This window comes from Gemmatimonadota bacterium (genome assembly GCA_041390125.1).
Taxonomy (GTDB): Bacteria; Gemmatimonadota; Gemmatimonadetes; order Longimicrobiales; family Gaopeijiaceae; genus JAGQIF01.
This window is the reverse complement of record JAWKQN010000002.1, coordinates 1-11334: the sequence shown is the minus strand read 5'-3', so window position 1 is coordinate 11334 and position 11334 is coordinate 1. Positions and strand designations below refer to the sequence as shown.

Sequence of the window (11334 nt, the reverse complement as noted above, 5' to 3'; positions counted from 1 at the left end):
TCCCGATCCAGGCGATGGCTTCCGCAGCACGCTCCCGCGCCCGCACCGCCCGCCGCTCTCCGAGCGCCGTCGAGGCGCCCGCGCGCGGTTCGCTGGCGTTCCTGCTCCCGCCGCTCTTCGCCCTGGCGCTGGCCGCCGTCGCGTTCGTACCGCGGATCCAGGCCAACGAGCGGCTGGCGCTGTCCTTCTTCGGGGCCGCGGCGGCGCTCCTGCTCGGATACGCCGGCCTGGCGCTCCGCCTCGGGCCGGCCCTGCGCTCGCGCGGCGTCGACCTGGTCCTGCGCCGGCAGCACTGGCTGCAGGCGGGCGTGCAGATCGCCGTCTACGCCTACTGGGGCTGGTTCTGGCGACCGGTCTACGCCCACGCCTGGCTGCTGGTGGGGCAGATCCTCTTCGCCTACGCCTTCGACCTCCTGCTGTCATGGTGGCGGCGGGAACGGACGTCTCTCGGATTCGGGCCCTTCCCGATCATCCTCAGCACCAACCTGTTCCTGTGGTTCCGCGACGACTGGTTCTATCTGCAGTTCCTGATGATCGCCGTCGGCTTCCTGGGCAAGGAATTCGTGCGCTGGGAGCGGGACGGGAAGCGCGTCCACATCTTCAATCCGTCGGCGTTCACGCTCGGCCTCTTCTCGCTGGTGCTGATCGCCACCGGCACCACCGAGCTGACCTGGGGCCAGGAGATCGCGTCCACGCTCACGCTGGCGCCGCACATCTACCTCTTCCTGTTCGCGCTGGGGCTGGTCGTGATGTGGTTCTTCTCCATCACGCTCGTCGCGGGGACCGCCGCGCTCGTGCTGTTCGGATTGAGCGCCGGCTACGCCGCCCTGACCGGCGTGCCCTGGTTCCTGGATTCGGAGATCCCCGCGGCCGTGTTCCTGGGCCTGCACCTGCTCGTGACCGACCCCTCCACGTCCCCGCGCTCCGCGCCGGGGAAGGCGTTGTTCGGCGCCCTCTACGGGGTGAGCGTCTTCGGGCTCTACGCCCTGCTGGGCGCGTTCGGTGTGCCCACCTTCTACGACAAGCTGCTCGCCGTCCCGCTCCTCAACCTCAGCGTGCGCGGCATCGACGGGCTGGTCCGCCGCGTGCGGTCGGGCGCTCCGTCCGCTGCACCCGCCGCGTGGGCTTCGGCGCGCGCCAATCTGGCCTTCATGTCCGTCTGGGCCGTCTTCTTCGCCGCCATGACGGTGCTGGGACGCACCGACGGACGGCACGTCGGGGACAGCCTGCCTTTCTGGGAAGCGGCGTGCGGCGAAGGCCGCCCGAACGCGTGCGCCCGCCTGCTCCAGTTGGAGGCGACGTACTGTGCGGACAATTCCGCCTGGGCCTGCAACGAGCTCGGCGCGCACCACCGTGAAGGACGCCTGCTGCCCGCGGACGAAGCCCGCGCCCAGGGGTTCTTCGCCCGCGCCTGCGAGCTGCGCTTCCAGGCCGCCTGCCTCAACCTGGTCGATCCCACGCGCTTCCTGCGCAGCCCCCCGCGCACGCTGGACCTGCGCCTGCTCCTGCGCGAGGGCGGGCGCAACCTGATGGAGATGCCGGAGCCCGAGCTGTACGAGCGCGCCTGCCGGCACCAGTGGGGCTTCGCCTGCGAGCGGCAGGCCAGCACGGGATGAGCGCCCCGCAGCGGTGGGCCGTCCCCCTGGCCGCGCTGGGGCTGGTGGGCGCCGTGTGGATCTCCCTCGAGGTCGCCCGCGAGGCCCCGGCGGCGGAGCGCGCCCCGCTCCCCCCCGGCGGGTCCTTCGACGATCCGCGCTTCCGTGCCGACGCCTGGATGCTTCCGGCGGACGGCGCCCTGGGCTTCGTGGAGATTCCCGCGGGACCCTTCCGGATGGGGAGCGACCCGACCGCCGACGGGCTGTCCTACGACATCGAGCGGTGGACGCCGGAGGAACCCCAGGGCGTGGTGGACCTCCCCACGTTCTGGATCGGCCGGTTCGAGGTGACCGTGGCCCAGTATCGGGCCTTCGTGGAGGCCACCGGACATCGCGCCACGGACCCCACGCCCCTCCAGGCCCCTCCCGATCACCCCGTGACGTCCGTGTCCTGGCCGGACGCGCTCGCGTACGCGCGCTGGCTGGAGGGGGAGCTGCGCGCCAGCGCCACCACCCCGGCAACGCTGCGAGCCCGCCTCGACGAGGGATGGCGGCTGACGCTTCCCAGCGAGGCCCAGTGGGAGAAGGCGGCGCGCGGACCGGACGGGCGCATCTACCCGTGGGGCAGCACGCCCGACACCGCCTTCGCCACCTTCGGACGTCGAGGTCCCAGCCCGGTGGGAACCCACCCCTGCCCGGCCTGTCCCTACGACGGTCTGGCGGACCTGAGCGGGAACGTCTGGGAATGGACCCGCAGCCCGTATCAGCCCTATCCCTTCGATCCCTCCGACGACACCGCCACGGCGGACGAGGACGCGCTCTGGGTGATGCGCGGGGGGTCGTTCGCGGACGACGCGCGCAACGTGCGCGCCGCGGTTCGCGGAGGCGCCGATCCGGGCGCGCGGCGGCCGTTCCTGGGGTTCCGACTGGTGCTCACCCCTCCCTGAGCGGAGGGCCCCCGGAAACCGGCTTGCGCGGCTCGGGCGGCCCGCCGCACAATGGCCCGTTCGGGCCGTGTGCATCCGCACGGCCTCGGGCCGCACGACCCGCGGCACGTTCCCGGACGGCCCCGCCACCGGGCAGCAGCAGGGGGAGACACGCATGAGTGAGGAGAGACGAGGCCCCGCCAGGCCCCGCTCCCGCAGCCGTTTCGCGCTGGCGTTGGCCATGCTGGCCGTGCTGCCGGGAGCGGTGCAGGGGCAGGGACAGGGGGTCGAGGGAGGGCAGTGGACGTACCTGGGCGGAGACGCCTGGCACACGCGCTACACGCCCTCCGACCAGATCAACGCGTCCAACTTCCAGAACCTCGAGGTCGTCTGGGAGTGGGACGCCAGCAGCTTCGGGCCCAGCACGTCGCGCGCGACGCCGACGTACGTCGACGGCAAGCTCATCACGGTGACCGGAGACCGCCGCCACGTCGTGGCGCTCGACCCCGGAACCGGCGAGCTGCTCTGGAGCTACTCCGAGCCCAGGACCGAGCGCTGGGAGTACTCCATGCGCAAGGGATACGGCAAAGGCGTCGCCTACGGAGAGATCGATGGGCGCGGCGTGATCTTCATCACGTCCCCGGCTTTCTTCCTCACCGCCCTGGACGCCGAGACGGGTCAGCCCCTGGAGAACTGGGGTGAGCCGGTCCCGATCCCGGGCTTTCCGAAGAGCGGCGTCGTCGATCTCCTGCCGCCGCTGATCGCCGACTGGAAGCCCTGGCTCGAGTCCGGCGAGACCTACGATCCGGACCAGGGCCTTCCGCTCGAGCTCGGCTACATCACGTCGTCGTCTCCCCCCATTGTCGTCAACGACGTGGTCGTGGTCGGGAACTCCGCGGAGCAGGGCTACAACCAGACGCGGGTCGAGAACGTCCCCGGTGACATCATGGGCTTCGATGCCCGCACGGGTCGCTTCAAGTGGAAGTTCCACGTGATCCCGCGCCCCGGTGAGTTCGGGCACGAGACGTGGGAGAACGACGCCTGGGAATGGACGGGTGATGTGTCGTCCTGGGCGCCCATGTCGGCCGATCCCGAGCTGGGCCTGGTGTACGTGCCCACCAACCCGCCCACGATCGACTACTACGGCGGGTTCTCGCCGGGCGACAACCTGTTCGGAACGAGCGTCATCGCGCTCGACGTGCAGACCGGTCAGCGGAAGTGGCACCAGCAGCTCGTCCATCACGACATCTGGAACTACGACACGCCCACGGCGCCGGTGCTGATGGACGTGAACGTGAACGGGAGACGGATCCCCGGCCTGTTCCAGGTGACCAAGCAGTCGTGGGTGTATTCGTACAACCGCGAGACCGGTGAGCCCATCTGGCCCATCGAGGAGCGCGAGGTCCCGCAGTCGACCGTTCCGGGCGAGAAGCTGTCGCGCACACAGCCGTATCCGACGAAGCCCGCGCCGTTCGACCTGCAGGGCCGTCAGGAGAGCGACCTGATCGACTACACGCCGCAGATCCGGCAACGGGTGCTGGAGTTCGCGCGTGAGAACGACATGATCACGCCGTTGTTCAACCCGCCGGTCGTGGCCGGCAGCCCCGAGGCGGAGAAGCCGTCCGGCGGGCTGGTGTGTCCGGGTGGCGGAGGCGGCGCCAACATCTACAGCCCCACGGTCGCCGATCCCGTCAACGGGATCTTGTTCATCGCTTCCGCGAGCGGGTGCTCACCGGCCCTGCTGATGCCGGGCAAGGACTCCCCGCTCGACGGGCCCTTGATGACGGGCACGACCCACTCCGACTGGTCACGCGCCGTGGATTCCGAGGGCGGAGACCGTGCGGATCGCGCGAACATCGACGGCCTCTCCATCTGGAAGGGACCGGTCGGCCGCATCACCGCCATCGACATGAACACCGGCGAGCACCTGTGGCAGATCCCGAACGGGGATGCGCCCGAGCAGGTGCAGGAGCGCATCCGCAACCACCCGTTGCTGCAGGGCGCACCCAACGTGCCCACGAACCCGGGTCGGCCGGGACACGCGGTGATGGTGGCGAGCCCCACGCTCCTGTTCTCGTCCGGCCAGACCGCGGACGGGACCTGGAACCTGTTCGCGCTGGACAAGCGGACGGGCGAGCGACTGGGCGCTGTGGAGATCCCCGGCCCTACGCGCTACGGCATGTCGAGCTGGAGCCATGAGGGCAAGCAGTACATCATCATCCAGCTGAACAACGGCATCGCGGCGATGGCGTTGCCCTGATCCTCGCTCGGTCCCCGGTCGGCTCGGCGCTCGCGCGGGCCGTCCGGGGACGGACGGGCTCCCTCCGCTCCGCCCTCCCTCGGCTCCACACTCCCTCCGCTTCCGCTCTGCCCTCCGGCGCTGCCCTCCGGCTCCGCCCCCCACGTCCACCTCCTGCATTGACGCGGCCCACTAGTACTACTACATATCTTACACTTCTACTATCTCGTGACCGGAGGACCCGTGCCCCGCCCTCTCGGCGTGACCTCACTGCAGATCCTCGCCGCCCTGCGCTCCGGTCGGGCCTACGGGCTCGAGCTGGTGACCCGCACCGGTCTGCCGTCGGGGACGGTCTACCCGACGCTCGCCCGCCTCAAGCAACGCGGCCTCGTGAGGTCCGCGTGGGAGGACACCCGGATCGCCGAGGCCGAAGGCCGCCCCCGCCGGCGGTACTATGAGCCCACCGCCGCCGGGCTGCGCACGCTCGCGGAGGGCGCGGAGCGGGTCGCCGGTGTGGCCGCTCTCCTGGCCGACCCCGAGCCGCGCCCCTCGTGAGTCGCCTGGCGCGGTCCCTGGTGCGGGTAGCCGGCGCGCTGGTGCCCCGCAGCGAGCGGCGGGAGTGGCGGGAGGAGTGGCTGTCGGAGCTCGCGGCCCTGGAACGCCACGGGGCCGACGGCACGCCTGGACCCGTCTCGTTCGCGCTGGGCGCGTTCGCGCACGCGCTCACGCTGCGGCGGACATCCTGGTCGTGGACCGGCCTCGGCCAGGACCTGCGCTGGGCGCGACGGTCTCTCGTCCGCGCGCCCGGCTTCGCCCTCGGCGCGGCCCTCACGCTCGCGCTCGGCATCGGCGCCAACGCGACGATCTTCGCGCTGATCAACGGGCTCCTGCTCCGTCCTCCGCCCGGCCTGACCGAGCCTGAGCGCCTGGTGCAGGTCGCGCGCAGCTACGAGCAGGACCCGCGCTTCGACAACTTCTCCTGGCCGGCGTTCGAGGTGATCGCGGACGAGACGGCCGTGTTCGCGTCGGTGGGTGCGAGCAACCAGGCGGCGTTCGTCCTCGGGACGGGGGACGACGTCGAGCAGGTGCCGGGTCTGTACGTCACCGGCTCGTGGTTCGGCACGCTCGGCGTGCGGCCGGCCGTGGGGCGTCTGCTCCAGCCCGCCGACGACCGCGCGCCCGGCGCCCACCCGGTCGTGGTCCTGTCGCATGCGCTGTGGACGCGGCGGTTCGGCGCGGACCCGCGGGTCGTCGGACGGACCGTCACCATCGGCGGCGAGCCCTACGAGATCGTGGGCGTGGCCGCCCAGGAGTTCGCTGGCACCGAAGCGCTGGGCGCCGGACCCCAGGTGTGGCTGCCCGCCATGCAGACGCCACCGATGGGCGATCGGCTGCCGTTCGACGAATGGGGATGGAGCTCGTTCGACGTCGTCGCGCGTCTGGCCGATGGCGTGGACCTGGAGGCGGCGAGCGCAGCCATGCCCGGCCTGGCCGCACGCCTGCGCGCCGCCGCGCCCGTCAACGACGGCATCCTGGTGCTGCTGGCCGAAGGAGTGGGGCTCGATCCCGAGGAGCGGGCCGAAGCGCGGCGCCTGTCCGGTATCCTCCTCCTGGTGGTGGGGCTGCTCCTGCTGATCACGTGCACGAACGTGGCCAACCTCTTCCTCGCGCGAGCCGGCGCGCGTCAGGCCGAGCTGGGCGTGCGCGCGGCGCTGGGCGCCGGCTCCGGCCGGTTGGCGCGGCAGCTCCTGGTGGAGAGCCTGGTGCTCGCGGGCCTGGCCACCGTGCTCGCGCTCCCGCTGGTGCTGCGCGCCGGCGCCGTGCTGCCCGCTCTCTTTCCGTGGACGCTGTCCGTGCCCGTCGGGGTCGACGCGCGCGTCCTCGTCTTCCTGGCCGCCGTGGGCCTGGCCACCGGCCTGTTCTTCGGCGCCATGCCCGCCTGGGTCACCTCGCGGCGGAGCCTGGCCGGGATCCTGCGCGATGCCGGTCCCACGTCCGGTCGCAGGACCACCCGCATCCGGGACGCCCTCGTCGTGGCGCAGCTGGGCCTGTCGCTCGGGCTGGTGACGGGAGCGGCGCTGCTCGGCCGGAGCGTCTGGAACGCACGCGCGGCCGATCCGGGCTTCCGACCGGACGGGTTGCACGCCGCGGTGCTGGCCCTCGACCGCACGGGCCGATACGACGAAACCTCCGGGCTCGCCCTCTATACGCGGTTGTTGGACGAGGCAGCGGGTCTCCCGGGCGTGGAAGGCGTGACGCTCGCGAATCAGATGCCGATCGCGGGCGGACACAGTCGACAGACGGTGCGGCCCCAGCAGGATCCCGCGCTCGCATACGAGGCCGAGTACACCGTCGTTGCGGGTGACTACTTCACCACCCTGGACATCCCCATCCTGCGCGGACGGGCGTTGCGCGGGATCGGCCGCGAGCCCGAGCCGGTCGTGGTCGTCAACGAAGCGCTGGCGTCCATGTTCTGGCCCGGTGAGGACCCGATCGGGAAGGTGCTGGCCGGCGAACCTGCTGCGCGCGTCGTGGGCCTCGTCCCGGACGTGCAGATGCGCTCGTTGCGGGCACCGGGCCGCCCGGCGGTCTATTGGCCGATCGAGCAGCGCTACTCCCCGTTCGTGGCCCTGCACCTGCGGACGGCGGACGGGGCCTCGCTCACGGCGGGCGACCTGCGCGCGCTCGTGCGCCGGGTGGACCCGGAGCTGCCCGCCCCCGTGGTGATCGACCTGCGCGCCGCCGTCCGCGATTCGTTGGCGGAGACGCGCACGCTGGGGCTGCTCCTCGCCACGTTCGCGGGGCTGGCGCTCCTGCTGGCGACCATCGGGCTGTACGGGCTGGTCTCCTTCCAGGCCGCGCAACGCGTGCGCGAGATCGGGATCCGGGCGGCGCTGGGCGCACGTCCGCTGTCCCTGACCCGCCTGGTGGTGAGGCGCGGGTTGATCCTCGCCGGCGCGGGCGCGCTGGGCGGCCTCCTCGCCTCGTGGGCCCTCGGCCACGCCCTGCAGAGTCTGCTCTACGACGTGGACGCGCAGGACCCGTGGACGGCGGCGGCGGCGGCGCTGGTCCTGCTGGTCACGGCGGTGGCGGCCGCGTGGATCCCGGCACGACGCGCCGGGCGGGTGGACGCGCTGGTGGCGCTGCGGAGCTGAGGGGCCGGGAGGGGCAAGGACCCGGGTTCGTCGCCCGAGCGACCGGCTCGGCGAGTGCGGCGATCACCCGCCGGACCCGCGTGGAGTCTCGATCCAGGAAGCCGCTTCCGCTCAGCTCACCGAAACGCGCAGCATCATGAGCCGGCCGGCCCGACGCCGAACATCGTAGAGCGCGCCGGTCGGATCGCGGATGTCATAACGTCGCTCGGATGCATCGAAGAACCAGCGCTCCAACTCCACCGTCGCAGTGAGCCCCGTCGGGTCGCCGAGACGGACGCCCCCACCGATCGACCGATACCAGACCCCCGCTCCCCAGAAGTGGCCCACGCCCCCCGACAGCCGTAGCCGCGACTCGGGGCGCCCCAGGGTTCGTTCGACAACCAGACGGGACGTGGTCGTCCACAGGGGCGTCTCCAGTCCCTCCGAACGGAGACAGGGAGCGCCGGGCTCACACGGGGCTGCATCCGTGGCACAGTCGGCACCGAAGCCGGACCCCAGGACCCCCGCCTCCAGCTCGATGCGCAACGGCCCCTTCAGGTGCCAGCCCGGCCCTGCCGCAGCGAACAGCGGAACGCCAGCGTCGCAGGTGCCCACCGTGATGTCCCTGTTCCCGGGCTCGCCGATCCCGATGCCCGCCCGCCACTGGTCGGGAGCCCAGCCACGACTCTGGCCCTCCGCCACGCGGACGGTGGCGACGAGAAGAAGCGCAGCGCCGAAGAGCGCGGAGGCAGGAATCCGACGACCGCGCAGGACGACCCGCCGCCCGATCACGAGATGCCGGGACCACCGCGGCGCTGACGGCCCGGCCGGCCTGGAGATCATGTTCACGACGCCTCTCGCGACGCCGCCAATGCCTTCTTGAGCATGACGATCTGACCCGCATGGTAGGCGTCGTGCTGAGGCGCCCCGCAGAACTGGACGTACGCCTCGAACCCGGAACCCAGCTCATCCGAAAGACGCTGGGAGGGGAACGCCCGCACGGCGCTCTGGAGCCGCTCATTGAGCTGCCCCAATGCGTCCTGGCTCTCTCGCCACGCAGCCGCGCTGACCTCTGTCACTGGAGGCCACGCTTCCTGCGGCGAGAGCTGTAGCCGCTCCCCGCCCAGCCGCCGGAGGACCAAGGTGTACCCGCCGATCAGGTGCAGCACGATCTCCCAGATGCTGTGCGCGTCGGGGATCGGATGCGCCGCTGCGTCCTCGGCCGACACACCCGCCAGCACTTCACCCACGGACGGCCCGTGCCAGGCACCACCCCGAACCGCTCGGCCGATCTGATCGGCGAGGATCTCCTGATCCAGCATCGCAGCTTCTCCCGATGGTGTGTCCGTGTGCGGGGCCCCGACAGCTCGTTCAGGCCGCCTGGGATTGTGTTGCCGCACCACGCCGACTCGGAGGCAGTGGGGCCCACGCCCGCGCAACGTTGGGATCGACGCGTGGCGCAACCCCCGTCAGGGTCGACGCACCGCGTAGACTGCTACATTCTCGACGCCCAGGTCGGGACCCCCTTTCCGGGAACCGTGGTCCGCCGCTATACGTATATCATGGTGTGCACGTACGTAGGAGGCCCCGATGGCCAAGACCAAGCTTACCCTATCCGTCGAACGACGCATCATCGAGCGAGCAAAGCGCTATTCCCAGCGCAACGATACGACCGTCTCCGAGCTCGTGAGCCAGTTCCTGGCCTCGCTGGAGGAGGAGGACGGGGGCTCGACTCCGATCACCGCCAGGCTGGTCGGAGCCCTCGCGCCCGAAAGCTCCGTCGACGAGTACTACCAGTACCTGGATGAGAAGTACGGGTGACTCGGGTACTTGTCGACCTCAACGTGGTGCTGGACGTGCTGTTTCAGCGAGATCCGCACTACAAGGAGGCAGCAGTCGTCTTCCGGAAGATTGAGGCCGGCGATCTCTCTGGTCTTCTGGCGGCTCACTCCGTCACCACCCTGCACTACTTGGCTTCAAGGCGACTCGGTCCCGCGAAGTGCCGCGCACTTCTCGTCGACGTGCTCGAGCTCTTCGACGTAGTACCGGTCGACGGCGATCGACTCAGGCGGGCCCTCGGTCTCGGCTGGAAAGACTTCGAAGACGCAGTGCAAGCGGCGTGCGCCGAGGCCGCAGAAGCCGACTATCTCGTGACGCGAGACAAGAAGGGATTCCGAGCGTCGACGGTGCGTGTGATCACGCCAGGTGAGCTTGTCGCCCTGTCCGCTCCCTGAGGCCACAGGGCTGCATCCCCGCTTCCACTCGGATCGCAGCATCAAGGGCATCGCCATCGGCCGAGCGGCGCTTTTCCCACCCGGTAGGTCCGCCCAGGAGCTGCCCGGATCTCGGGCGTCCGACTACGCGGGTTGAAGCCCCGGCTGCGACATCCCTCTGGCGTAGCGCCACCGACCGTCCTGCTCACGGCGCAGCACGAGGAAGACTCGTTGTCGCTGGGTCAGCGTTTCGCCACCCTCCCGGGGCTCGATCGCCTGCACGTCCCACCCGCGCGCCACCGCGAGGTCTCCGGACAGCAGACACTCTTCCGCCTCGAAGGATGGATCGATTCGAAATCGTTCGATCGCCGCACGGAGGATCCCACGCACCGACTCCCGGCCTCGGATGGCGGGTGCGCCAGACGCCCATAGGACGTAGTCGTCCGTCAGAAGCCCGACGGCCGCATCGATGTCTCCGGTACGGATCGCCGCACGCCATGACTGATGAAGCTCCTCGATTCCGGCGTCGATCTCCTCCATGCTCCCTCCGGTCTTGATGCCCGTGATCGGATTTGCTGAGGGTCCGGGCGCCCTGACGGATCGGAACCCTGCTGCGCGACCCGCCCGATGACCCGCGACGCGTATCCATCACCCGCGACAGGCATCCATCCGCCGAGCCGGTCAGCAGCGACTTCCGGCGGGACCGTGGCGCGCCCGGTGCGAGGGGAGCCTAGCGAAGCTGGGCCAGCCACTCGAGCGAGGCGGTCGTGCGTCGGTCCAGCGGACCCCGTACCTCCAGGATCTCGACCTCAAGCTCGAGGTGATCACCGAGCAGCAGCTCCCGGAGTGCTTCGTCCACCGCGCCACGGGAATCGGTCGGATCTTCGTCCTGACCGAAGTCGATCACGTCTGGAGCTTCTACGGGTACGAAGACCACCGCATCCAGGGATCGCATCGCCCGACGCACAGGCTCGCGCCAGCGAGCGATGACCCGCTCGTCATTCTGGCACGTGACCATGAGGTAGGCCAGCAGATCCACCGGGCAGCGATCGAAGACCACGTTCGGGGCTTCATCGCCCAGAGCGTCCAGAGCGTATTCGAGCTGGGCTTCGAAGTCGTCCGGATCAGGGGGGTGGGAGAAGAGGTAGCCATCCGCCACGAGCTCGTGATACGGCTCGTCGGCGAAGTCGTGATCTCCCAGCGCATCCGCGATGGACTGGGCCAAGG

General features: G+C 70.7%; 11 protein-coding genes. 7 read left to right on the top strand and 4 right to left on the bottom strand.

Going from position 1 to position 11334, the window contains the following annotated elements; genetic code table 11:
- The first annotated feature begins 14 nt into the window (after positions 1 to 14).
- The 5 genes from R3E98_00080 (at position 15) to R3E98_00060 (ending at position 7915) form a co-directional block, all read left to right on the top strand.
- The gene (locus tag R3E98_00080; GenBank protein ID MEZ4421775.1) at positions 15 to 1616 is read left to right on the top strand and encodes a hypothetical protein; all 1602 of its coding nucleotides are present in this window, start codon (positions 15 to 17) and stop codon (positions 1614 to 1616) included.
- Positions 1613 to 2542 (top strand): SUMF1/EgtB/PvdO family nonheme iron enzyme, encoded by a 930-nt coding sequence (locus tag R3E98_00075; GenBank protein ID MEZ4421774.1) that lies wholly within the window; start codon positions 1613 to 1615, stop codon positions 2540 to 2542. Before R3E98_00080 ends, R3E98_00075 begins: the two co-directional genes overlap by 4 nt.
- Positions 2543 to 2696: 154 nt before the next feature.
- A complete protein-coding gene (locus tag R3E98_00070) occupies positions 2697 to 4781 on the top strand; it encodes a PQQ-binding-like beta-propeller repeat protein (protein ID MEZ4421773.1) in 2085 nt (694 codons plus the stop codon).
- 222 nt (positions 4782 to 5003) lie between these two features.
- Positions 5004 to 5315 (top strand): PadR family transcriptional regulator, encoded by a 312-nt coding sequence (locus R3E98_00065; protein MEZ4421772.1) that lies wholly within the window; start codon positions 5004 to 5006, stop codon positions 5313 to 5315.
- Positions 5312 to 7915 carry an ABC transporter permease gene (locus R3E98_00060; protein MEZ4421771.1) on the top strand — a complete coding sequence of 868 codons (2604 nt, stop codon included), beginning with the start codon at positions 5312 to 5314 and terminating at the stop codon, positions 7913 to 7915. Before R3E98_00065 ends, R3E98_00060 begins: the two co-directional genes overlap by 4 nt.
- A 111-nt stretch (positions 7916 to 8026) precedes the next feature.
- Here the strand turns inward: R3E98_00060 and R3E98_00055 are convergent, their stop codons facing one another.
- On the bottom strand, positions 8027 to 8686 hold the full coding sequence (locus tag R3E98_00055; protein ID MEZ4421770.1) for a hypothetical protein: 660 nt from the start codon (positions 8684 to 8686) through the stop codon (positions 8027 to 8029).
- Positions 8687 to 8739: 53 nt separating this feature from the next.
- Positions 8740 to 9216 (bottom strand): DinB family protein, encoded by a 477-nt coding sequence (locus R3E98_00050; GenBank protein ID MEZ4421769.1) that lies wholly within the window; start codon positions 9214 to 9216, stop codon positions 8740 to 8742.
- 268 nt (positions 9217 to 9484) lie between these two features.
- Here R3E98_00050 and R3E98_00045 point away from each other — a divergent pair, with 268 nt between their 5' ends.
- Both R3E98_00045 and R3E98_00040 read left to right on the top strand, forming a co-directional pair.
- Entirely contained in the window at positions 9485 to 9715 is a 231-nt protein-coding gene (locus tag R3E98_00045) for a DUF6364 family protein (protein MEZ4421768.1), read from the top strand.
- The gene (locus tag R3E98_00040) at positions 9712 to 10128 is read left to right on the top strand and encodes a PIN domain-containing protein (protein MEZ4421767.1); all 417 of its coding nucleotides are present in this window, start codon (positions 9712 to 9714) and stop codon (positions 10126 to 10128) included. The genes R3E98_00045 and R3E98_00040 overlap by 4 nt, the downstream gene beginning before the upstream one ends.
- 123 nt (positions 10129 to 10251) lie before the next feature.
- On the opposite strand, the gene R3E98_00035 is transcribed toward R3E98_00040, so the two are convergent.
- Both R3E98_00035 and R3E98_00030 read right to left on the bottom strand, forming a co-directional pair.
- A complete protein-coding gene (locus R3E98_00035) occupies positions 10252 to 10647 on the bottom strand; it encodes a nuclear transport factor 2 family protein (GenBank protein MEZ4421766.1) in 396 nt (131 codons plus the stop codon).
- A gap of 190 nt (positions 10648 to 10837) precedes the next feature.
- A partial coding sequence (locus tag R3E98_00030) for an AAA family ATPase (GenBank protein MEZ4421765.1) occupies positions 10838 to 11334 on the bottom strand: 497 nt, incomplete at its 5' end.

Coding starts and splice junctions, on each gene's coding strand:
- R3E98_00035 (MEZ4421766.1), bottom strand. CDS start 10,647: ATGGAGGAGATCGACGCCGGAATCGAGGAGCTTCATCAGTCATGGCGT.
- R3E98_00070 (MEZ4421773.1), top strand. CDS start 2,697: ATGAGTGAGGAGAGACGAGGCCCCGCCAGGCCCCGCTCCCGCAGCCGT.
- R3E98_00050 (MEZ4421769.1), bottom strand. CDS start 9,216: ATGCTGGATCAGGAGATCCTCGCCGATCAGATCGGCCGAGCGGTTCGG.
- R3E98_00045 (MEZ4421768.1), top strand. CDS start 9,485: ATGGCCAAGACCAAGCTTACCCTATCCGTCGAACGACGCATCATCGAG.
- R3E98_00075 (MEZ4421774.1), top strand. CDS start 1,613: ATGAGCGCCCCGCAGCGGTGGGCCGTCCCCCTGGCCGCGCTGGGGCTG.
- R3E98_00080 (MEZ4421775.1), top strand. CDS start 15: ATGGCTTCCGCAGCACGCTCCCGCGCCCGCACCGCCCGCCGCTCTCCG.